The 21735-nt window shown below is 65.5% G+C and carries 19 protein-coding genes; 5 read left to right on the forward strand and 14 right to left on the reverse strand.

Annotated elements, in window-relative coordinates; translation table 11 throughout:
• The first annotated feature begins 99 nt into the window (after window positions 1-99).
• The gene (locus ACFVYC_RS06675) at window positions 100-1458 is read left to right on the forward strand and encodes an MFS transporter (protein WP_387548195.1); all 1359 of its coding nucleotides are present in this window, start codon (window positions 100-102) and stop codon (window positions 1456-1458) included.
• 108 nt (window positions 1459-1566) lie between these two features.
• On the opposite strand, the gene ACFVYC_RS06680 is transcribed toward ACFVYC_RS06675, so the two are convergent.
• The 3 genes from ACFVYC_RS06680 to ACFVYC_RS06690 all read right to left on the reverse strand — a co-directional run bounded on the left by ACFVYC_RS06680 (window position 1567) and on the right by ACFVYC_RS06690 (window position 5727).
• Complete coding sequence (locus ACFVYC_RS06680) at window positions 1567-2811, reverse strand: beta-ketoacyl-[acyl-carrier-protein] synthase family protein (protein WP_387548198.1); 1245 nt, start codon at window positions 2809-2811, stop codon at window positions 1567-1569.
• Between the two features lie 5 nt (window positions 2812-2816).
• Window positions 2817-4430, reverse strand: a complete 1614-nt coding sequence (locus ACFVYC_RS06685; RefSeq protein ID WP_387548201.1) for a peptide chain release factor 3 — start codon at window positions 4428-4430, stop codon at window positions 2817-2819.
• A 205-nt stretch (window positions 4431-4635) separates the two neighbouring features.
• A complete protein-coding gene (locus tag ACFVYC_RS06690) occupies window positions 4636-5727 on the reverse strand; it encodes an SDR family oxidoreductase (RefSeq protein WP_387548204.1) in 1092 nt (363 codons plus the stop codon).
• Between the two features lie 413 nt (window positions 5728-6140).
• On the opposite strand from ACFVYC_RS06690, the gene disA reads away from it, so the two are divergent.
• Window positions 6141-7217 (forward strand): DNA integrity scanning diadenylate cyclase DisA, encoded by a 1077-nt coding sequence (gene disA, locus ACFVYC_RS06695; RefSeq protein WP_387548206.1) that lies wholly within the window; start codon window positions 6141-6143, stop codon window positions 7215-7217.
• A gap of 73 nt (window positions 7218-7290) precedes the next feature.
• On the opposite strand, the gene ACFVYC_RS06700 is transcribed toward disA, so the two are convergent.
• On the reverse strand, window positions 7291-7980 hold the full coding sequence (locus ACFVYC_RS06700; RefSeq protein ID WP_387548208.1) for a hypothetical protein: 690 nt from the start codon (window positions 7978-7980) through the stop codon (window positions 7291-7293).
• A gap of 263 nt (window positions 7981-8243) precedes the next feature.
• Here ACFVYC_RS06700 and ACFVYC_RS06705 point away from each other — a divergent pair, with 263 nt between their 5' ends.
• Both ACFVYC_RS06705 and ACFVYC_RS06710 read left to right on the forward strand, forming a co-directional pair.
• The gene (locus ACFVYC_RS06705) at window positions 8244-9080 is read left to right on the forward strand and encodes an A/G-specific adenine glycosylase (protein WP_387548211.1); all 837 of its coding nucleotides are present in this window, start codon (window positions 8244-8246) and stop codon (window positions 9078-9080) included.
• 95 nt (window positions 9081-9175) lie between these two features.
• A complete protein-coding gene (locus tag ACFVYC_RS06710; protein ID WP_387548214.1) occupies window positions 9176-9667 on the forward strand; it encodes a hypothetical protein in 492 nt (163 codons plus the stop codon).
• A 4-nt stretch (window positions 9668-9671) separates the two neighbouring features.
• Here the strand turns inward: ACFVYC_RS06710 and ACFVYC_RS06715 are convergent, their stop codons facing one another.
• The 10 genes from ACFVYC_RS06715 to lysS form a co-directional block, all read right to left on the reverse strand.
• Window positions 9672-9848: a hypothetical protein gene (locus tag ACFVYC_RS06715; RefSeq protein WP_387548215.1), complete on the reverse strand. Its 177-nt coding sequence runs from the start codon at window positions 9846-9848 to the stop codon at window positions 9672-9674.
• A gap of 80 nt (window positions 9849-9928) precedes the next feature.
• Window positions 9929-10621 carry a dihydroxyacetone kinase phosphoryl donor subunit DhaM gene (gene dhaM, locus ACFVYC_RS06720; protein WP_387548218.1) on the reverse strand — a complete coding sequence of 231 codons (693 nt, stop codon included), beginning with the start codon at window positions 10619-10621 and terminating at the stop codon, window positions 9929-9931.
• A complete protein-coding gene (gene dhaL, locus ACFVYC_RS06725) occupies window positions 10618-11250 on the reverse strand; it encodes a dihydroxyacetone kinase subunit DhaL (RefSeq protein WP_387548221.1) in 633 nt (210 codons plus the stop codon). The genes dhaM and dhaL overlap by 4 nt, the downstream gene beginning before the upstream one ends.
• A 2-nt stretch (window positions 11251-11252) precedes the next feature.
• Window positions 11253-12254 carry a dihydroxyacetone kinase subunit DhaK gene (gene dhaK, locus ACFVYC_RS06730; RefSeq protein ID WP_387548224.1) on the reverse strand — a complete coding sequence of 334 codons (1002 nt, stop codon included), beginning with the start codon at window positions 12252-12254 and terminating at the stop codon, window positions 11253-11255.
• A 229-nt stretch (window positions 12255-12483) separates the two neighbouring features.
• A complete protein-coding gene (locus ACFVYC_RS06735) occupies window positions 12484-12993 on the reverse strand; it encodes an amino-acid N-acetyltransferase (RefSeq protein ID WP_387548226.1) in 510 nt (169 codons plus the stop codon).
• Window positions 12994-13250: 257 nt separating this feature from the next.
• Entirely contained in the window at window positions 13251-15374 is a 2124-nt protein-coding gene (locus ACFVYC_RS06740) for a prolyl oligopeptidase family serine peptidase (protein ID WP_387548228.1), read from the reverse strand.
• 164 nt (window positions 15375-15538) lie between these two features.
• Entirely contained in the window at window positions 15539-18031 is a 2493-nt protein-coding gene (locus ACFVYC_RS06745; RefSeq protein WP_387548231.1) for an ATP-dependent Clp protease ATP-binding subunit, read from the reverse strand.
• A gap of 516 nt (window positions 18032-18547) precedes the next feature.
• A complete protein-coding gene (locus ACFVYC_RS06750) occupies window positions 18548-18883 on the reverse strand; it encodes an Lsr2 family protein (protein ID WP_387548234.1) in 336 nt (111 codons plus the stop codon).
• 131 nt (window positions 18884-19014) lie between these two features.
• Window positions 19015-19194 carry a hypothetical protein gene (locus tag ACFVYC_RS06755; RefSeq protein ID WP_387548236.1) on the reverse strand — a complete coding sequence of 60 codons (180 nt, stop codon included), beginning with the start codon at window positions 19192-19194 and terminating at the stop codon, window positions 19015-19017.
• 2 nt (window positions 19195-19196) lie between these two features.
• On the reverse strand, window positions 19197-20735 hold the full coding sequence (lysS, locus tag ACFVYC_RS06760) for a lysine--tRNA ligase (protein WP_387548239.1): 1539 nt from the start codon (window positions 20733-20735) through the stop codon (window positions 19197-19199).
• 68 nt (window positions 20736-20803) lie between these two features.
• On the opposite strand from lysS, the gene ACFVYC_RS06765 reads away from it, so the two are divergent.
• Complete coding sequence (locus ACFVYC_RS06765) at window positions 20804-21658, forward strand: alpha/beta fold hydrolase (protein ID WP_387548242.1); 855 nt, start codon at window positions 20804-20806, stop codon at window positions 21656-21658.
• The last annotated feature ends 77 nt before the right edge of the window (window positions 21659-21735 follow it).

Genomic DNA, 21735 nt, shown 5'->3' on the forward strand with positions numbered 1-21735 from the left:
CAACCCGTCCGGTAAAGTAGTGGGGCCGCTGTGGCCGGCCCCACTGCTTTTCCACGCCCCGCAGCCGGCCTGCGTTATCTACCCCAAAGGAAACATTCAATGACGTCTGTGGACAATGCTGTCGCGGATGTGGCCTCGGCCACGAAAAAGTTCTTTAAGCGCGTGCTGCCCATCATGCTGGTCATGCTGGTCTGCAACCAGCTGAACCGGTCAAACATCGGTTACGCCCAGGACCACCTCCAGGCCGACGTTGGCATCGGTGCCGCCGCCTACGGCTTCGGCGCCGGGCTGTTCTTCATCGCCTACGCCATTTTCGAGCTTCCCAGCAACGTGATGATGGAGAAGTACGGCGCCAAGGTGTGGCTGGCAAGGATTATGGTCAGCTGGGGCATCGTTTCCTTCCTGATGGCATTCGTGCAGAACGAAACCATGTTCTACGTCCTGCGCTTCCTGCTGGGTGCCGCCGAGGCCGGGTTCTTCCCCGCCGTGATCTTCTACTTCGCCCGCTGGGTTCCCGCCGGCCAGCGCGGCAGGGCAACAGCAATCTTCATCGCCGGCTCTTCCATCGCCGCAGCACTGTCCGGCCCCATCGCCGGCATGCTGCTCAGCCTCCACGGCGCCCTGGGCCTGCGCGGCTGGCAGTGGCTGTTCGGCTTCGAAGGCGCCCTGTCCGTAGTAGTGGGCTTCACCGTGTTCTTCCTGCTGGATGCAAAAATCAGGGATGCCAAGTGGCTCACCGCCACGGAAAAGGACGCCCTGTCCCAGGCCATCGCCGATGAGGACGCCCAGCACGCCACTGCCGACGGCGGCAAGATCAACCGCTGGAAGATGCTCCTGAATCCGCAGATCCTGCTCCTGTGCGGCATCTACTTCTCCGTGCAGCTGTCCATCTACGCCAACACCTTCTGGCTCCCCAGCATCATCAAGCAGATCCCCGGCACCACCGACCTCACCGTCGGCTTCCTGTCCTCCATTCCGTGGATCTGCGCCGTGTTCGCCATGTACTTCGCGGCAAAGCTGCAGGACAAGGCCCGGTCCAAGAAGCCGCTGCTCGTAGCCGCGCTGCTGGTCGCAGCCGTGGGCACGTTCGCCGCCGCCATCGCGTCACCGGTCATGGCGCTGGTGTTCCTCGCGGTCGCTGCCATGGGCTTCAAAAGCGCTTCCCCGCTGTTCTGGACCATCCCGCAGTCCGGGCTGCATCCGCTGGTTTTGGCTCCGGCCATCGCCATCATCAACTCCCTGGGGAACCTGGGCGGATTCGTTGCACCGTTCGGCTTCGGAATCATCAAGGAGCAGACCGGAAGCGTCATCCCCGGACTGTTTGCGCTCGCCGCCGCCTCCACCATCGCCGCCGGCCTGGTGTACTTCCTGAAGGAACGCCGCAGCGGAAACGAACCTGCCGTCGAGGCCGGGGACAACCCGGTCACAGCGCAGGCCCCCGAACCCAGCCGGGCCTGACAGCACTCCTGCGCCGGAATCGCCGGAACAGTGCGGGGACGCCGTAGCGTTCGGGCGTCCCCGCACTGTTCCAGCGTCCCGGGCGAAAACCGGCCCGGGAGTTTTGGGCTAGGAGCCCGTAATCACCAGGGCAACGCTGTGCCCACCGAAACCGAAGGCGTTCACCAGACCGGCCGGAGCATTATCCGGTTGGAGTTGGCGGGCGGCTTCGGTGACGACGTTAAGCTCTACTTCGGGGTCCAGGTTATCTACGTTGAGGGTCCCCGGGAGCAGACCGGTGCGCAAGGCCTCAACCACCACGACGGCGGCGAGTGCCCCTGCGCCGCCCAGCAGGTGGCCGGTATGCCCCTTGGTGGACGTGACCGGGATGTCCGCACCGAAGATCGCGTTGATCGCCTGGCCCTCCAGCCTGTCCCCCACGGGCGTGGAGGTGGCGTGGGCGTGAATAAATCCGATGTCCTCCGCAGCCAGTCCCGCAGACTCAAGAGCCTTCTGCATCACCCGCCGCTGCATGGCAGGATCGGCGGCCACAATGTCGTTCGCGTCGGATGTCACCGCTCCGCCTGCCACGGCGCCCAGTACTGCCGCGCCGCGGGCATGGGCGTGCTCTTCGCTCTCCAGCACCACCACGCCGGCACCCTCCGCGAGGACAAAGCCGTCACGGCCGCCGTCGAATGGACGTGACGCAAGCTGGGGATCCCCGGCGTGCGTGGACAGCGCGCGGATTTGGGAAAAACCGGTGATCACCAGGTCGTTGACAGATGCGTCCACGCCGCCGGCAATAACGACGTCGGCAGCGCCCGAGCGGATCATTTCGGCTGCCTGGACAATTGCCTCAGCCCCGGACGCACACGCGCTGACCGGTGTCCGGGCGCCGCCGCGGGCACCGAGGTCGATGGAAACCCATGCTGCAGGCCCGTTGACCATCAGGCGCGTAAGCGTGTGCGGTGAGACCTTGCGGGGACCGGATGCGGCGAGGGCCCTGTCCTGCTCCAGGGTGGAGCCGAGGCCGCCGTACGCGGAGCCGATCACCACGGCGAAACGCTCGGGATCCACGTCGGGGGCGCCGGCCTGTTCCCAGGCTTCACGGGCAGCAATGAGCGCGAGCTGCCCGCAGCGGTCCATGCGCTTCATTTCACGCGTGCTGAGGTGCGCGGACAGATCGGTGGTGACCTGCCCTGCGATCTTCACGGGCAGCTGTTCCGCCCATTCCTCCTCGAGAGGCGCAATGCCGGACTTCCCGGCCACCAGCGCGGACCAGGTTTCGGCCACTGAGGAACCGAGCGGGTTGATGGTGCCGGCGCCGGTGACCAGGGCGCGGGGTTGGGCTGTGCTGTGTTGCACTGCGTTCACGGTTCCTACTTTGCGGGGTTGTGCGTGCCGATCGGCACGAGGGTGAGGTCCGGGTGGTTCTTTTCAATGCGGCGCAGGGCCCAGACGTCGGTGAACAGGGCAAGGTACTCGCCATCGGACCGCAGCAGCACCTCGGCGCCCGGTACGTTAGCGAGCGCCGGCATGGCATCCGCCGTCGAAATCCTGGCCAGGGAGTAGGACAGCCGTTCCAGCCGCATGGGCGCACTGAAGTCATGCGCCATCCGGTCCTCCACCACTTCGAACTGCATGGGGCCAACGGCGGCGAGCACCGGCGCCTGGTCCCCGCGGACGTCGGAGCGGAGCACCTGGATCACGCCTTCGTGTTCAAGCTGCTCGATGCCGCGGCGGAACTGCTTGAACTTGCTGGGGTCCTTGGAGCGGGCCACCTGGAAGTGCTCGGGGGCGAACAGCGGAATGGCCGGGTATTCCACGGCGTCCTCGAGGAAGAGGCTGTCACCCACGCGCAGCGAGGAGGCGTTGACCAGGCCCACCACGTCCCCGGGGTAGGCCTCGTCGATGACTTCGCGTTCCCGCCCGAACACCTGCTGTGCATACTTGGTGGCGAAGGACTTTCCGGTGCGGGTCTGGGTGACCACCATTCCCCGCTCGAAGACGCCGGAGCAGACGCGGATGAAGGCCACGTGGTCGCGGTGGGCCTTGTTCATGCCGGCCTGGACCTTGAAGACGAAGCCGGAGAACGGGGACGCCACCGGACGCGGGGTGCCCTCCACATCCGGCCGCGGAGCTGCCGGCGGGGCGAAGTCCACCAGTGCGTCCAGCAGTTCCTTGACGCCGAAGTTGAGCGCGGCGGAGCTGAACAGGATGGGGGTGGCCTTGCCGGCGTGGAAGCTTTCGACGTCGAACTCAAGGTTCGACTCGATGACCAGGCCGGCCTCGTCCACGGCGTCGGACCAGTTGTTGCCCTGGCTTTCTGCCGCTTCCTCAGGCGTGAAGTACTCAGTGAGGGCGATCTGTGCGCCGGCGTTGTTGCGCTGGAACCGGGCGAAGCGGTCATTGCGCAGGTCCCAGACACCGCGGAAGTCGCCGGAGATGCCCACTGCCCACGTCAGCGGCATGGGCTGCAGCCCGGTGCGCTCGGTGATCTCGTCCATCAGTGCCAGCGCATCCAGGCCCGGGCGGTCCCATTTGTTGATGACGGTGATGATGGGCAGGTTCCGCTGCTTGCAGACCTCGAACAGCTTCATGGTCTGGGTTTCCAGGCCCTTCGCGGCGTCCACGAGCATCACGGCGCAGTCGACGGCGGCCAGCACCCGGTAGGTGTCCTCGGAGAAGTCTGCGTGGCCGGGAGTGTCCAGGAGGTTGATGACTGTGTCCCGGTAGGAAAACTGCAGCGCCGCCGAGCTGATGGAAATGCCGCGGTCCTTTTCCATCTGCATCCAGTCCGAGACCGTTTCCTTGCGGTTGGCCTTGCCGCTGGATGCACCGGCGGTGCCGATCACCTTGGCATGCAGCGCAAGCGCCTCGGTCAGCGTGGACTTGCCGGCGTCGGGGTGCGAAATAACAGCAAAGGTCCGACGCCGGCCCGCTTCTTTGTGAATCTCCGAGATCCGGGCGGGGGTGAGGACATCTTGGGACACGGTGCTACTTTCGCTGCGGTTTGGGCTACCCCGGGCACTGCCTCATCAGGCGCTGCGGCCGGGGGCCGGAGGAACGGGCTGGCAATCAGCCAAGTTCCAGTTTATCGCAGGGCTGCAACCGGCAGCGGCAAAGCGTTACTGCTTCACCGCCGAAGAGTTACTCCCGCCCCGGTGCCAACCATAGGGTCCCGGGCCCGCACCTTGGTCAGGGGATAAGCTTCTCGGCCCGGTATCGGTCGAAGAGGGCGATAATTGCGTCCAGCGTCCGCCGGTACCCTGTGAATCCGGCATCCCGGCTCTTGCCCATGTCCGTCACTACCTCAATGTTGCGGCCCAAATCGCTGTCCGTGTGCCACCAGGACGCCAGGCGACCCAGCTCGGGCTCGCTGAGGTTGTGCCGTACGGCAAGTTCACGCCACTGGTCCCCGCGCCCTGCCATGGATTGTTCGAGGGGCCGGGGCTCCCCTTCGTAACCTTCCCACTCCACGCCGAAGTAGGCTGCGAGCTTCGGCCACAGCCAACGCCAGCGGAACACATCGCCGTTAACAATGTTGAAAGCCTCGTTGGCCGCATTCGGTGTGGTGGCCGCCCAGATCATATGTTCAGCGAGCAGGCCCGCTTCCGTCATATCGGTCAGGCCGTTCCACTGCGTCTCGGATCCCGGAAATACGAACGGCTCGCCCTTCTCCCGGCAAAGGGTTGCCTGGGCGGCGAGCGTGAGGCCCATGTTCATGGCGTTGCCCACCGCATGCCCGATAACCGTATGGGCCCGGTGCACGGACCAGGTGAAACCCTGCTCAGCTGCTGCGGCCCAGAGCTCATCCTCCTGCGCGTAGTAAAAGTTTTCCACCGGCAGGCGCGGCTCCTCCTCGTGGAAGGGCGTGTCCGCCATCTCGCCGGCCGCATATGCCTCGAAGGGTCCGAGGTAGTGCTTAAGCCCGGTCATCAGGGCCACGTGGGCTACGTCCTTGCCGCGGAGTGCCTTGAGGAGATCGCGCAGCATGCCGGCGTTAACGGTGATGTTCTCCTCCTCGGTGTCGCGCCGCGACCAGGCCGTAAAGAAGACATGCGAGGGTTTCTCCGGCCCGAGCACAGAAGCCAGCGATGCCGCCGAGGTCAGGTCTGCGGAGAGCCACCGGACTCCAGGGCGCTCCGCTCCCGGGTTGCGGGACAGGGCCAGGACGGCCCACCCTTCGGCCGCCAAATTGTCCACGAGGGCGGACCCTGCGATGCCGGTGGCCCCCACGACGAGAGCCGTGCGCTGCCCGGGTGCGGTTGTTCCTGTGCCAAAATCCATGGTGCTCCTACTGGTCGGTGCTGCCCATGCCCGCAGACAGGCCGGGCAACCGGGGCTCCGGCGGCGCGGACGAAAATCTGCGGGCACGGCGGCGGTAAAGCCGTCGTCGGTCCAATAGCGACAAGCCACTCACCCGGGCAGATATTCCGGCAACTCCCGCCGGCCTCCCACTGAAGCAGAAACAGAAGCGGAAGCGAAAAGACCCACCCGGCCACCCGCCGTCGAACACGTTTCGACCCATTTCCGGACGTCCCCCAACGGGGCACTTTACGGCTTGAATGTGCGGAAGTTGGCGTCCTTGCCCCTATCATTGAGCTTGCGGGAAAAATGCGTACTTTTGTTCCTGCCCGGTCAAGCGCCAAAGCCGGCATATCTGCGGACGCCAGTGCCGCACCTTTGAAGGAGAACACCATATGGCTCGGAGCCCCGAAGAATCTCTGAGGGCAACTTTGGGCAGGGTGGCACCCGGAACCCCGCTCCGGGACGGCCTTGAGCGCATCCTCCGGGGGCGGACCGGCGCGCTGATCGTGCTGGGCTCGGACCGGACCATCGACTCCATCTGCTCGGGCGGCTTCGACATCGGCATCGACTTTTCCCCCACCCGCCTGCGCGAGCTGGCCAAGATGGACGGCGCCATTATCTGCGACAAGGACGCCGGCAACATTCTTCGCGCCGCTGTACAGCTCGTCCCGGACTCCAGCATCGAAACGCAGGAATCGGGCACCAGGCACCGCACTGCCGAGCGTGTTGCCATCCAGACCGGCGTGCCGGTCATCTCGGTTAGCCAGTCGATGCAAATCATCGCCCTGTACGTCAACGGCCTGCGCCACGTCCTCGAAGGTTCTGAGAAGGTCCTGGCGCGCGCCAACCAGGCCCTCGCCACCCTCGAGCGCTACCGTTCACGCCTGGACCAGGTCACCAGCTCCCTGTCTGCGTTGGAGATCGAAGCGATGGTGACGGTGCGGGATGTGGCCGTCACGCTGCAACGGCAGGAAATGGTCCGCCGTATCTCGGAGGAGATCTCCCAGTACGTCCTGGAACTGGGCGAGGACGGCCGCCTCCTCTCGCTCCAGCTCGATGAGCTCACCGTTGGGCGGGGCCCCGGAAGCGACGTCATCATCCGCGACTACGCCTCGCCCCATGCCTCCCCTGATGACATCGAAAAAGCCGTCAGCGCCCTGGTGAACCTGGGGCCCACCGAGCTGATCGACCTCGGCAAGATTTCGGGAATCGTCGGCTTCGCGGGCGGCGAGGCAAACCTCGACGCCGTGGTGCAGCCGCGCGGCTACCGCCTGCTCTCGGGGCTGAAGGCCGTTCCGAAGGCTGTGGCGGACCGCCTGGTGGACCACTTCGGCGGCCTGCAGTTCCTGATGGCCGCCACCATCGACGATCTGATGACGGTGGACGGCATCGGCGACCAGCGCGCCCGGACAGTGCGCGAGGGCCTCAGCCGGATGGCGGAAGCAAGCCTGCTGGACCGCTTCCTCTAAACACCATCGCGCTCCGAAACTGCCCTAATGAGCGGTCAAAAGGCACTTACGGAGCGACGGATGGCGCTGAGAGTCAGTTCAGCTGGAAAACGGCCTTGGGGCTGGCTTTGGAGCCGAGCTTCGCGGTGAAGATGTAGTACGCCCCGCCGCCTCCGGGCTGGGCTTCCACAGGCTGGCAGCCTTCAACGCTGCGGTTCCTGGACCACGGAAAGTTGGCTGTCTCGCTGGCGCCGGGTGCGATGATTTTTTCCAGGTCCTCGCTCTTGGCCTGGCAGTCCCGGGACGAAAAGATGCGGTCCGGCCCGCTCGTCACCAGGTACTCCATCTGGGAGGTCCCGATGTTGACCTCGCATGGCATGGTGCCGCCGTTGGTCACCTTGAGCGTGAGCATCGGGTTTTCCCCGGGCCCATAGGCGGCCTTGTCCGTGGACGCGGAAACTGTGACCAGGTTCTGGTTGCAGGTGGGCGTGGCCGACGGCGTTGGTGTGGGTTCCGGAGCCGAGGCCGACGGCGACGCCTGGGTGGAGGGATCAGCGGACGCCGTCGCGCCCGCGGCAGGGTCGGTGGACGACGTCTGCTCGGACTTGCCGCTGAAGGCCCCGGCCAGGGAGAAGCCGCCGGCCACCAGCACGATGGCCATCAGCAGTGCGGCGCCGAGGAACAGCCGGCGCCGGCGGTATACAGCAGGGCTCAGCTTACGGACCGTACTGGAGCCGGATGCCGTTGCCCTGCCACGTGATGCTGAATCGCCTTGCCTGCCCATCCTTCTAGGCTAGAGACCGGGCGCGGATCTGTTGGGCCACCACGCCGCCGCCCTGACAACGCTCTGGTCACACCTCCCGTTTCCGGGCCCGCCTGCGGATCAATTACAGTGTTGGGATCGACACTCAAGCCCCCACCACAGCTTCGCCTGCCCTCCTTCCGGCCGGAGCAGAACTGCAGCTGCTGCACAGCCGCATCAACAGCTGGTTCGGGGAGATCGCCCGGGACCTTCCCTGGCGGAAGACGGAATGCTCGCCCTGGGGTGTGCTGGTCAGCGAGATCATGCTGCAGCAAACGCCGGTGGTCAGGGTGCTGCCCGTCTGGCGGGAATGGCTGAAGCGCTGGCCCACTCCCGCAGGACTGGCGGGTGAACCCGCCGGAGAGGCAGTCCGTTCCTGGGGCAGGCTGGGCTACCCCCGCCGTGCGTTGCGGCTGCATGCGGCGGCGGTTGCCATCGTGCAAAACCACGGCGGCAAGGTCCCGGACAATTACACGGAACTTCTGGCGCTGCCCGGCGTGGGCAGTTACACGGCTGCGGCGGTTGCTGCTTTTGCGTATGGGCGCCGGGAAACGGTGGTGGACACGAACATCAGGCGGGTCCACGCCAGGCTGGTTTCCGGGGCTGCGCTTCCCGCTCCGGCCTTGACCGCCGCGGAGATGCGGCTCGCCGCGCAGCTCCTGCCGGACGACGCCGGCTCGTCCGTGCGCTGGAATGCCGCGGTCATGGAGCTCGGCGCGCTCGTCTGCACGGCCCGGGCACCCAAGTGCAGCGACTGCCCGGTCAGCGACTCCTGTGCGTGGCGGGCGGCAGGTGAGCCGCCGCCGTCGTACGTCCCGAAGGGCCAGGCCTGGCACGGCACCGACCGCCAGGTCCGCGGTGCCGTGATGGCCGTCCTTCGCGAGGCCGAGGCGCCCGTGCCGCCGGAGATGTTCCAGCAGGAGCCCGCCGACCTTGGTTTCGCGCCGGCAGGGATTGGCGTGCCGCTGGGTGTCCTGCACAGGTTGAATTCCGCTCCCGAACAGCTGGAACGCGCCCTCGCAGGACTGCTCGCCGATGGCCTCGCCGAACTGCACGACGGCGGATTCCGGCTACCCGCCTAAGCGCCGGCCACGCTGGTCGAGGTGGCGTACAACCGCGCCATGCCCCATTTATCGCTCCAGGTATCGCCGCACAACCCACGGCCGTACCCTGAAGTATGGGCAAGCCAGGGCTGCTTTTGGCGTTGATCACGACGGCGGGACTCACCTCTGCCTGCGGTCCCGGCCCCGGCGCGGCCGCCTGCCCGGACATCGCACAGGCCACGGCTGTGTCCGTCACGGTTCCGGCCGGCTACGCACCGAAGGTGGCAACGCTGCACCTCAAGGCCTGCCAGGATGGAACGTGCACCCAGGATGACCTGGAACTACACCCGGGCAGCGCCTCGATCGACCAGGGCTGCAGCCCGGAGGGCGGCTGCTCCGCCACCGTTTCCCCGGACGGCACGAAATTCTCCACCCTGTTCCTGCAGACCCTCACCGAGGCGCCCATGTCGGTGACCGCCTCGGGAACTTCCGCGGACGGATCACCCCTGCCCGTGCGAATCCTGGACTTCCGCCCGAGCGGCCATTATCCCTACGGTGAGCAGTGCGCCCGGTTCATCACGGCATCGGTGCTGCTTGACGCCGAGGGTCTGCACGAGCGGACCTGAATGTTCAGAACAGCGCGGGTTGGGCGAAGCTTTCCCCCTGCGCAGCCTGGTCCGCGCGTCCCCCGGCCCCTGGCTCAGGCCGCCATTCGAAACCGAGGTCGGCCAGAATCTCCTCAACGGACATTTGCCCCTCCAGCACTTCAATAGCCGGGGAGTTGTCTTCGAGGTCGAGCCGTTCCATGGCATCGAGCTTATTCGCAGGAGCGGCCAGCGGTGCCGGGAACACACCGCCCGGCCGTCATTCGGATTGTCCGGGTTGCCTCAGGGTTCGCCGAAGCCAGCCTGCACCAGCCCGCCGACGTAGTTGACCGCCCGCTCCGCGTCCGCCCCCCACGCTTCAACGTGCAGCACTGATCCCTTGCCGGCCGCGAGCGTCATCAGGGCCGTCATGGAAGCACCGTCAACCCCGTTCACCTGCACCTCGGCGTTCAGCGACGACAGCCCACCGGCGATCTTCGCTGCGGGGCGGGCGTGCATGCCGGCCTGGTTCACGAGTTCAAAGTCCCCCGTGTAATCCGGACCGGAACCGGTGACGGAGCCTTCCCCGACCTCCTGCAACGCCGGGCCCCCGGTCCGCCGGGCAGGGCCGCCCGCAGCTTCCGCCGCCTGTTTAACCGCCTGGACGTCACCGCCACCCTGTGCAGCGACGGCGGCGGCCACCAGTCCCTCCACCAGGGGCGCGTCCGCCAGCACCACTTCCGAGGCGTCCTCCGCAAATTCCAGCGCCGATTCGGCGGTCATCACGGCCGAGCCCAGGTCGGTCATGATCACCGTCCCGCCACCGCCGGCCTTGTCCAGCGCGGCCAGGACTTTTTCCAGGCTGGTGCCGATCCTTCCGTCCATGGTGCCGCCCGCTGCCAGAAGCACGACGTCGGGCGCCATCTGCGCGGCCAGTTCCACGGCGCCGTCGGCGATCTTTTCGCTATGGGAAACCACCACGATGCTGACGGTCACGCAGCAGCCTTTACGGCGGCACGGAGGATCAGGGCGCTGGAGGCGGCACCGGGGTCGCGGTGGCCGGCGCTTCGTTCCCCGAGGTAGCTTGCGCGTCCTTTCCGTGCCACGAGCGGATCAGTCGCCACGGCTCCGGCTTCCGCGGCCTCCGCCGCGGCAATCAGAACTGTCAAGGGATCCGGACTGCCGTCTGCGGCGGCCTGGCTTGCTGCCTCTGCCGCGGGCGTCCAGGCATCCACCATGGTTTTGTCCCCTGGTTCCGCTTTTCCGCGGGCCACTATCCCGTCCCGCGCAGCCGTCAAGGCCCCTGCCCAGGCGGCGGGCGCTATTTCCGGTACGTCCCCGAGGGAAGTGGCCGCGCGAAGGAACGCCGTGCCATACAACGGGCCAGCCGCGCCGCCCACTTTTGACATCAGCGTCATTGCGGTCAGCTTCAGGGCAGCGCCGGGCGTTTCCGGCGGGGAGTCGGACAGCTTGTCCAAGACAGCCTGGAAGCCGCGGTCCATGTTCTCGCCGTGGTCGGAATCCCCGATGGCCCTGTCAAGCTCGATCAGCTCCACCCTGTGCTCCGCCATTGCCTGCGCGCACAGGGTCAGCCACTTGACGGTCCAGTTCACGTCCAGGACCACAACTACACGCCCCAGCGCAGCGCCGCGGTGTGCACCGGCGCGCCCCACAGTTCGGTCAGTTCGTCATCCAGCCGCAGCACGGAGATGGAGCATCCCTGCATCTCCAGGGAGGTGATGTAATTCCCCACCAGGGAGCGTTCGACGGCGGCTCCCCTGTCCGCGAGCACCTGCGCCGCCCGCCGGTAGACGATGTACAGCTCACTCAGGGGAGTGCCGCCCATTCCGTTCACAAACAGCAGGACGCGGTCCCCCGACGTGATACCCAGGTCAGTCAGCACAGGTTCCAGCAGGCGGTCCGTGATGCCGTCCGCGTTTTCCATCGCGATCCGGTGCCTGCCCGGCTCGCCGTGGATGCCAATGCCGATCTCGATTTCATCCTCGGCCAGGTCGAAGCTCGGTGTGCCCGCATGGGGTACGGTGCAGGCCGTGAGCGCGACCCCCATGGTGCGGACGTTGCTGTTGACGCGTTCACCGATGGCGGCCACGGCGTCGAGGCCGTCGCCGCGCTCCGCAGCGGCTCCGGCGATCTTTTCCACCAGTACAGTCCCGCCCACTCCGCGCCGTCCTGCCGTGTACAGCGAGTCCTCCACGGCAACGTCGTCGTTAACCAGGACGGTGCGGACGTCAACGCCTTCCGCTTCGGCGAGTTCGGCTGCAGTCTCGAAGTTCAGGACGTCGCCGGTGTAGTTCTTGACGATATGCACGACGCCGGCGCCCGAGTTAACGGCGAGTGTCGCCGGGAGGATCTGGTCCGGCGTTGGAGAGGTGAACACCGCGCCGGGCACGGCGGCGTCGAGCATGCCGTGCCCCACAAATCCGGCGTGCAGCGGCTCATGGCCGCTGCCGCCGCCGGAGACGAGGCCTACTTTCCCACTGACAGGCGCGTCTTTGCGCGTGATGTAGGTGGGATCGGCGCTGACAGTGACGAGGTCGGCATGCGCCTGGCCAAAGCCCTGCACGGATTCGTCAACTACCGACTTTGGATCGTTGATGAGCTTTTTCATGGCGGTACTCCTGGGTTGCTTCCTGGAGGGTGACATTTCCGACCCTACTACCGGCAAGCTCAGCGGCGGTAGGGCTGGCACTCCAGCGAATATAGAAAAGGGACAGCCCCCAATGACTGTCCCTTTCCATGGGCCCCCAATCCCGGCCTCAGCCAGTTTATCCATCAAATCGAGTAAAAGAAAGCGCAGTTCAGGCAGTCCTCGGGCGGCGCTCTGTTGTAACGAAGGGCTAGAGGAACTTGATCATGCGGGTGTTCCCGAGCGTGTTCGGCTTCACCCGTGCCAGGTCCAGGAATTCAGCAACGCCTTCGTCGTGGGATCGAAGCAGTTCCGAATACACCACGGGATCCACGGCTGACTGGTCTGCCATGACCTCGAAGCCGTGACGCTTGAAGAAATCCACTTCGAATGTCAGGCAGAACACCCGGGCAACGCCCAGGGCGCGCGCCTCCTCAAGCAGGCTTTCCACCAGCACGTGCCCTACGCCTTGTCCCCGCCAGTCTGCAGAAGCGGCAAGGGTCCGCACTTCGGCCAGGTCTTCCCACATGACGTGGAGGGCGCCACAGCCGATAACTTCGCCGTCCGGGGATTCGGCGATCCGGAACTCCTGCAGGCTCTCGTAATAGGCCACCGTCTCCTTGGCCATCAGAATCCGCTGCTCCGCCAGCGGCGCCACCAGTCTCTTGATCGCGGAAACATCGCCGGTGCGTGCAGGACGGATATGGAAGGAGTCAGTCACAGGTTCAATCCTACGAGGCGCCGCAGTCTGGACGCGTGACGGCGCCAGGTTGGGGCGCTCCGGCACCGGCGCCATTTGCCGCTTGCTGCTCCTTCGTCGCTCTGACGCAAGCTACACAAATGACCCCGGCACCCTCGCTTCGCTAAAGGTGTGCAGCACGCAGGTGGCGGCGGTCAGGCATTTGTGTAGGCGCCGTCAAAGCGAGTAACGAGCAGGCGCCGGCAAATGTCTCGGCCGACGGCGCCAAGCCGTCCGCCCTACAGCCCCAACTCACCCGGGACAGGCAGGTCTTGGTCGAGGACATTCCGGGCCAGGAAGCTCTCCACCACGCCGTACCAGACCTTTGCGTGCTGCGGCTGGAGGACCCAGTGGTTCTCGTCCGGGAAGTACAGGAACCGGTGCGGGGTCCGGCCGTCCTGGTCGGCGGCCAGCTGCGATTTGGACAGCAGTTCGAACCAGAGGCGCAGGCCTTCGCCGATGGGTACCCGGTAATCCTTGTCCCCGTGGATCACGAGCATGGGCGTGCTGATTTTTTCGACGTGGAGATGCGGCGAGTTCTCCAGAGCCATCTCCTCTGTCATTTCCTTCAGCCAGTACTGCGAAACATCCGTGGTGGGGCCGAACTGGTCCAGCGCCCATAGGCTCGCGTGCGTCACTATGGCTTTGAACCTGTCAGTCTGCCCGGCGACCCAGTTGGCCATGTAGCCGCCGAAGGAGCCGCCCATGGCTGCGGTCCGGTCCGCGTCAATATCAGGGCGGTCGACGGCGGCATCAGTCACGGCCATCAGGTCGGTGAACGGAGCTCTACCCCAGGCGCCCCAGCCGCGTTGGAGGTAATTTTGGCCGTAGCCGGTGGAGAGGGCAGGATCGGGCAGCAGGACGGCGTACCCCTTGGCGGTCAGCAGCCAGGGGTTCCAGCGCCAGGTCCAGGCGTTCCAGGATGCCAGCGGTCCGCCATGGATCCAAAGCAGCATGGGTGCCGGGGAGTCCGCGGACGCCCCCTCCGGGAGCGCAAGGTACGCCGGGACGCGTGAGCCGTCCGCCGCAGTCGCCGCAATCCGCTCCAGCCTGCCCGGACGGGTGGGCCGTTCCGCCGGGGCCGGCAGCCGGGTGGCTTCCCCGGTGTGGAAGTCTATGCGTACAACTTCCGGTGGGAACTCATAGGAACTGCGCAGCGCGTAGGCGCTGCGCCCCTCAGGCGACACCACGACGTCGGTGTAGGCCGCAGCGTCCTGCGTCACCCGGGTGACGCTCACCTCCGCGGCAGATGCCGGAACGCTGATGCGGAAGACCGGCGACGCGCCGTCGTCGTCCGCCGTGACCAGGACGGCGGAACCGTCGGGCAGCCAGGCCGCCGGCTTGGCCCAGCGGTCCCAGTCGTGTGCCAGGGGTGTCAATTGGCCAGCGCCGGACGTGGACGCCGAGGAGACATCGAGGAGGTGCAGCTTGACCTGCGGCGCCTGGTGCGGGGTGGTGTCGCTCTCGCTCGCCACCAGCAGGGTGTTGCCGTCCGGACTGACCGGACCGGGGAAGTAGCTCATGTCCTCGTGGTCCAGGAGCACCCTGGTGTCGCCGGTGGCCACATCGATGGCCACCAGGACGGATCTGCTGTCCGCTTTGGCAAGCGGTTTGGTGTAGCTCGCGTATATGGTCCGGCCGTCGGGGCTGACGGCAATTTCCGCCTCCCGCAGCCGCGCACCCGCATCAGGAGTGAGGTTCCGGAGGGCCAGGGGCGCCGTGGCGTCCACGGTAACGGGTTTGCCGGGATCCTTCTCCTCCCCGGGCTCGACCGCGAAGATCCGCGGCTGGCCGGGCCCAAGGTCCGCATCCCAGTACCGCACCGGATATTCGCTGTGCAGGATTGCGGAAACTTTGTTGTCCTTGCGTGACTTCCGCCGTTCGGCGTCGTCATCTTCGTTGGCAGAGCCCGCCAGGACGTCCGCGACAACGAAGGTGGCGCCGGCCGTTATGGCTGTCCGTACGGCACTGATGCCGCCGGGCCGGTTCAGCACCACCCGCGCCTCGCCGCCATCGGCGGGCAGGAGCCAGAGGGCGCTGACGGGCTCGCCCTCGGGACTGTCGGGATCGGGCCGGGCGGAGGTGAAGTAGACGTCACCGTTGGCCGCAAACGCCGCCCCCGCCTCACCCTTGGCGCTGCGGGTGATGCGGCGCGCGTGCTTCTGCCCTGCAGGATCGAGTTCCCACAGGGCCGTACCGAATTCGGTTCCCTTGCCGTTGAGAGTGGCAACGGTAGTGACCAGCCGACGGCCATCGGGGCTCATCGCCAGCCCACTCACCCGGGGGATGGAGAGGTAGTGGTCCAGATCATGGAAGGGGGTCAAAGGTTGCTCGTCCGGGATCACCGGGTTCTGATTAGCCATGCCCCCGATTCAACCCGAAGTGTGTCCCGCCTCACAACCACCTGTCCGGCGACAGGGCAAAAGCAACGTTCCTGGTTGAGGCCGCGGCTGCCTTTGGACGGGACTGCGGGCAAAACGAAGGCCCCGCCTGCTCCAAGGAACGGGCGGGGCCTTCGTGGTGGTACCTAGACGCTCGGGGCGATTTCCGGGATGCGCGGCTTGGCGTTACCGGCGAACGTGAACTTGGCGTCGTCGCCGTCGCCTTCCACGTCCACTACGACGATATCGCCGGCGTGGATCTCGCCGAAGAGGATCTTCTCTGACAGCTGGTCCTCGATCTCGCGCTGGATGGTGCGGCGCAACGGCCGGGCACCCATGGCGGGATCGTATCCGCGGGTCGCGAGGAGCACCTTGGCCTTGGGCGTGAGTTCGATGCCCATGTCCTTGTCCTTGAGGCGCTTTTCCAGACGTCCAACGAACATGTCCACGATCTCGATGATCTCGTCCTGGGTGAGCTGCGGGAACACCACAACGTCATCCACACGGTTCAGGAACTCGGGGCGGAAGTGCTGCTTGAGCTCCTCGGTGACACGGGCGCGCATACGGTTGTAGCCGGTTTGCGTGTCGGTGCCGGACTGGAACCCCGTGGCCACACTCTTGGAGATGTCCCGGGTGCCCAGGTTGGTGGTCATGATGATCACGGTGTTCTTGAAGTCCACCACCCGGCCCTGGGAGTCGGTCAGGCGGCCGTCTTCCAGGATCTGCAGCAGCGAGTTGAAGAGGTCCGCGTGGGCCTTCTCCACTTCGTCGAACAGCACCACGGAGAACGGACGGCGCCGGACCTTCTCGGTCAGCTGGCCGCCTTCCTCGTAGCCCACGTAGCCCGGAGGGGCACCGAAGAGCCGCGAGACGGTGTGCTTCTCGGAGTACTCCGACATGTCCAGGGTGATGAGGGCGTCCTCTTCACCGAACAGGAACTCCGCAAGTGCCTTGGCGAGCTCGGTCTTGCCGACGCCGGTGGGGCCGGCGAAGATGAACGAGCCACCCGGACGCTTGGGGTCCTTGAGTCCTGCACGGGTGCGCCGGATTGCCTGGGACAGGGCCTTGATGGCCTCGTCCTGGCCCACCACGCGCTTGTGCAGTTCGTCTTCCATCTTCAGGAGTCGTGAGGACTCTTCCTCGGTCAGCTTGAACACGGGAATGCCGGTGGAGTTGGCCAGCACCTCGGCGATGAGATCCTCATCCACCTCGGAGATGTCGTCCATGCCGCCGGACTTCCAGTGGCGTTCCTTCTCGGAACGCTCGGTGATCATCTTCTGCTCCTTGTCACGGAGCGCAGCTGCACCTTCGAAGTCCTGCGCGTCAATCGCGGACTCCTTTTCCATCTTCAGCTTGGCGATGCGCTCGTCCATGGCCTTGAGCTCCGGCGGAGCGGTCATGCGGCGGATGCGCAGCCGCGCGCCGGCTTCGTCGATCAGGTCGATCGCCTTGTCCGGCAGGAAGCGGTCGGAGATGTAGCGCTCGGCGAGGCTGGCAGCGGAAGCGAGGGCGCCGTCGGTTATGGTGACGCGGTGGTGTGCCTCGTAGCGGTCACGCAGGCCCTTGAGGATCTCGATGGCGTGCGCCACGGAGGGTTCCTTCACCTGGATCGGCTGGAAGCGGCGCTCCAGCGCGGCGTCCTTCTCGATGTGCTTGCGGTACTCGTCCAAGGTGGTGGCACCAATGGTCTGGAGTTCACCGCGGGCAAGCATGGGCTTCAGGATGGACGCGGCATCGATGGCACCCTCGGCGGCACCGGCACCCACAAGGGTGTGGATCTCGTCGATGAAGAGGATGATATCGCCGCGGGTGCGGATCTCCTTGAGGACCTTCTTCAGGCGCTCTTCGAAGTCACCGCGGTACCGGGAGCCTGCCACCAGGGAACCGAGGTCCAGGGTGTACAGCTGCTTGTCCTTGATGGTCTCCGGCACGTCGCCCCGGACAATCGACTGGGCGAGGCCCTCGACGACGGCGGTCTTGCCGACGCCGGGCTCGCCAATCAGCACCGGGTTGTTCTTGGTGCGCCGGGAGAGGACCTGCATAACGCGTTCCATCTCCTGCTCGCGTCCGATGACCGGGTCCAGTTTGTTCTCGCGGGCAGCCTGGGTCAGGTTGCGGCCGAACTGGTCCAGGACAACGGATCCCGCCGGCGTGCCCTCGGGCTGGCCGGAGCCGACGCCTGCGCCGGTGGTTTCCTTGCCCTGGTAGCCCGACAGGAGCTGGATGACCTGCTGGCGGACCCGGTTAAGGTCGGCGCCGAGCTTGACCAGCACCTGGGCGGCAACACCCTCACCCTCGCGGATGAGTCCCAGCAGGATGTGCTCCGTGCCGATGTAGTTGTGTCCCAGCTGGAGGGCTTCGCGCAGCGAGAGTTCCAGCACCTTCTTGGCACGTGGGGTGAAGGGGATGTGGCCGGACGGCGCCTGCTGGCCCTGCCCGATAATCTCCTGCACCTGCTCGCGAACGCCGTCGAGCGAAATGCTCAAGGACTCAAGAGCTTTGGCGGCAACACCTTCACCCTCATGGATAAGACCCAAGAGGATGTGTTCGGTACCAATGTAATTGTGGTTCAGCATGCGTGCCTCTTCTTGGGCAAGCACAACTACGCGACGGGCACGGTCCGTAAATCGCTCAAACATTTCGCCACACTCCTAGCTACGACGTACTTTGATGCTACGTGGCCTGCCCATACTTGTGGAGCGTGTTCGCCACGGGGGAAACCGGGTGACTTATTCGCGTGTATCAATCATCGGCCAGGAGGGCTTCGCGCGCCGCGGGAACGGGCCGCCTGCACCGGAGTTGGCCGCGCCCGCGGCTGACGTTTTTGGGTGCGTTCCTGTCCCCCTCGTCGCGCTTATCGCCGCCTGGGTGGCCGTGGGGCGGCGATAAACAGGACAAACAGTTGGGAAATTGACGGGAGGCTCGAACTACCCTTGCCGGCACCTCCGCCGTCGCACTGCCTATATTGGTGGCACCGCCTGTATTGGTTGGACTGCCTGCACAGGGAGAGCCTCTATGCCGTTAATCCGCCCCGCCCCCTGACGTCGCTTCCGGGCAGCGTTATTGCGGGCACTGCCGGCTTTGCAGGGCCGGAAACGGAAAAGGCCCCGCCTCCCAAAGCGGGAAGCAGGGCTTTTGGCACACTGTGGCTGAAACTAGGAATTGGCCTTTTGGTAGGCTTCCTGGATTTCGGCCTGAATTCGGCCGCGGCTGTTAACCGTGTAGCCGTTTTCCCGCGCCCATTGGCGAATCTGTGCCGAATCGTGGCTGCGGCTGCCGCCGGACGCTTTGGTGCGGGTTGCCCGACCGCTGCTGCCGGAAGCCTTGCGCGAAGCCCCGATAAACCGTTCCAGTGAGGAACGGAGTTCGGCGGCATTGGCCGCCGATAGGTCAATCTCGTAGTTGACCCCGTCAAGGCCAAACTTAACATTCTCGTCTGCGGATCCCCCATCCAAATCATCAACGAGGATGATGTTTACTTTCTGTGCCATTTAAAGTCTTCCTTTGGAAAGGGTTCGGTTTTCAGAAAAGCAGGATGTTTCCCTAAAAGTATGACTCTCTTTATGGCAACGCGTCAAAGCGTCAATTGGATCCTGGGGATAAAAACGTAGGGTTCGGAAGTTTATCTATTCGATTCCGGGCCCGGGCGGTCCGCAGGCCGGGCATTACGCGCTTCGGCTTCCGCCTGGGCCCGGGCCTCTGCCTGGCGTTCGGATTTATCCGCGTTGAAGATTGATTTCATGGCAAACCAGAAGAGCAGGCCCACCACAAGGGAAGGCAGGAGTACTGCTACATATTCCATGGTCAGTGCCCCTCAGGCTTCAGCAGCGGGAAGAGGATGGTTTCGCGGATCCCCGCACCGGTGAACAGCATTACCAGCCGGTCAATCCCGAGCCCGATGCCGCCCATGGGAGGGGCGCCGTATTCCAGTGCGCGCAGGAAGTCCTCGTCCAGCTGCATAGCCTCATCATCGCCGGCGGCTGCATGGCGTGACTGCTCGGTAAGCCGTTCGCGCTGGATAACAGGATCGATCAGTTCGGAGAAAGCGGTGCCGCGCTCCATGCCGCCGATGATGAGGTCCCAGGCCTCGATGAGCCGTCCATCCTCGCGGTGCGGGCGGGCCAGCGGCTGGGCAGAGGGCGGATAGTCGTAGACAAAAGTGGGATTCAGCAGGGTGGGCTCCACGATTTCGCCGAAGAGCTCCACAGCCAGCTTCTCGGCGTCCCACTTGGGATCAACCTTGACCTCGTGCTTTTCGGCGATCTCCCGCAGCACCTCCAGCGAAGTCTCCGGCGTGACCTCCTGGCCAACGGCGTCGGACAACCCGGGGTAGACAGAAACCCAAGCCCATTCGCCGTCGAGGTTTATCTCCCCCGCCTCGGTCTGCAGGACGCGGCCGGCACCCACGGCGTCCGCGGCGTCGAGGATGATCTCCTTGATGCGCTGCGCCATCACGAACTGGTCCGCCCACGCCTCGTAGCACTCCAGGGTGGTGAACTCGGGGCTGTGGGTGGAGTCCACGCCCTCATTACGGAACACGCGCCCCATGTCGTAGACGCGGTCGATGCCGCCGACCACGGCACGCTTGAGGTAGAGCTCGGTGGCAATGCGCAGGGTCATCTTTTGGTCGAACGCGTTCATGTGGGTTTCGAACGGGCGTGCCAGCGCACCGCCGTGGACCAGTTGGAGGATAGGCGTTTCAACTTCCACATAGTTGTGGCGGAAGAGCGATTCGCGGATGGAGCGCGTGATGGCGGCGCGGGTGTAAACCATTTCGCGTGCCTCGTCGCGGACCATGAGGTCCACGTAACGCTGGCGGACGCGGGTCTCTTCGTTCAGCTCCGCGTGGAGGACCGGCAGCGGGCGGAGCGCTTTGGAAGCCATGGACCAGGATTCGGCCATGACCGAGAGCTCGCCGCGGCGTGAGGAGATGACCTCGCCCTTGATGAACACGTGGTCGCCGAGGTCTACCAGCGCCTTCCAGTCGGCGAGCGCTTCCTCCCCCACGTTGGCGAGGCTGAGCATGGCCTGCAGCCGGGTTCCCTTGCCGTCGGTGCCGCCCTCCTGGAGCGTAGCGAAGCACAGCTTTCCGGTGTTGCGCACGAACACGACGCGGCCGGTGACGCCGACAATGTCGCCAGTGGTGTCGTCCGCCTCAAGGTGGGCGTACTTTTCGCGGACCTCCGCCAGGGAATGCGTCCGCTCAACACCCACCGGGTACGCCTCGGCGCCGCGTTCGATCAGCTTGGCGCGCTTCTCCATGCGGATCCGCATCTGCTCGCTGGCATCAAGCGGCTCCGGGGCGTTCTTGGGCGTGGAAGTGTTTTGGGAAGTCACAATCATCAAGTTTACCGGGAGTTGGCCACGCCCGGCTTCGCAGGCGGTCGCGGTCGGCTGCCTAGGATGGGGTGGTGAAAGAACAGGTACTTCCAACGCACGACGGCGGCCGCCTGGCCTTATACAGTTACGGCACCGAGGACGCGCCCGGGGAACGCCGGGTGCTGCTGATCGGCGGCGCGTTCCTGACTGCCTTGATCTACCGCCCGTTTTCGGTGGCGCTCGCCAAGGGCCTGGGCAAGGGGTGGGCGGTGGACGTCTACGACCGCCGCGGGCGCGGGAGCTCCTCCGAGCAGCCCGCCGATTACTCCATGGCCACCGAGATTGCGGACGTCCGCACTGTTCTTGACAGTACGGGTGCGAGGAACATTCTGGGACACAGCCTGGGCGGCTCAGTCGCCCTCAACGCAGTGCAGGAGTTCACCGGGACGCCTTATGTCCCGGACAAGCTCGCTGTGTACGACGCCGCCGTCAACATCGATGGCAGCATCGACACCGACTGGCTGGACGGCTTCGAGGACGCCGTGAACGAGGGCCGGGTGGGCCACGCCCTTGCCCACATGAAAAAGGCAACGAGTCCCGGTTCGGCGATGGCGAAGATCCCCGAGCCTGTCCTTGCCGGGTTGATGGCATTGCTGTCCAGAACAAAGGTCAACAGGATGTTCCGCGAGGTGATGCCCAGCGGCGTTGGTGAACTGCGGGCCGCCTACAACGAGGCGGACCACGCCAGGGATTTCAGCGTGCTGCCCGCAAACACGCATTTTATGGCCGGCGGCAAAAGCCCCAGCTACTACAAAGCCACGGCGGAGCGACTTCACGCGGCCGTCCCCGGCAGTACTTACGAGCTCTCCCCCAAGGGGTTCCATGGCTCCATCCCCGCTGCCGTGAACGAACTGGTGACGGACATCTCCGAGTACTTCAAGGACTGAGCATCCGGGCAGCCGGCGGATTTTCCGGGCAGATACCGTGGCCTCCGCCCGCCGGAGCACCACGGTACTGCCCAAAA

This window comes from Pseudarthrobacter sp. NPDC058329 (assembly GCF_042879835.1).
GTDB lineage: Bacteria > Actinomycetota > Actinomycetes > Actinomycetales > Micrococcaceae > Arthrobacter.

Coding starts and splice junctions, on each gene's coding strand:
- ACFVYC_RS06755 (WP_387548236.1), bottom strand. CDS start 19,194: ATGGAATATGTAGCAGTACTCCTGCCTTCCCTTGTGGTGGGCCTGCTC.
- ACFVYC_RS06715 (WP_387548215.1), bottom strand. CDS start 9,848: ATGGAACGGCTCGACCTCGAAGACAACTCCCCGGCTATTGAAGTGCTG.
- ACFVYC_RS06675 (WP_387548195.1), top strand. CDS start 100: ATGACGTCTGTGGACAATGCTGTCGCGGATGTGGCCTCGGCCACGAAA.
- ACFVYC_RS06745 (WP_387548231.1), bottom strand. CDS start 18,031: ATGTTTGAGCGATTTACGGACCGTGCCCGTCGCGTAGTTGTGCTTGCC.
- ACFVYC_RS06690 (WP_387548204.1), bottom strand. CDS start 5,727: ATGGATTTTGGCACAGGAACAACCGCACCCGGGCAGCGCACGGCTCTC.
- ACFVYC_RS06710 (WP_387548214.1), top strand. CDS start 9,176: ATGGGCAAGCCAGGGCTGCTTTTGGCGTTGATCACGACGGCGGGACTC.
- ACFVYC_RS06700 (WP_387548208.1), bottom strand. CDS start 7,980: ATGGGCAGGCAAGGCGATTCAGCATCACGTGGCAGGGCAACGGCATCC.
- ACFVYC_RS06740 (WP_387548228.1), bottom strand. CDS start 15,374: ATGGCTAATCAGAACCCGGTGATCCCGGACGAGCAACCTTTGACCCCC.
- disA (WP_387548206.1), top strand. CDS start 6,141: ATGGCTCGGAGCCCCGAAGAATCTCTGAGGGCAACTTTGGGCAGGGTG.
- ACFVYC_RS06750 (WP_387548234.1), bottom strand. CDS start 18,883: ATGGCACAGAAAGTAAACATCATCCTCGTTGATGATTTGGATGGGGGA.
- lysS (WP_387548239.1), bottom strand. CDS start 20,735: ATGATTGTGACTTCCCAAAACACTTCCACGCCCAAGAACGCCCCGGAG.
- dhaK (WP_387548224.1), bottom strand. CDS start 12,254: ATGAAAAAGCTCATCAACGATCCAAAGTCGGTAGTTGACGAATCCGTG.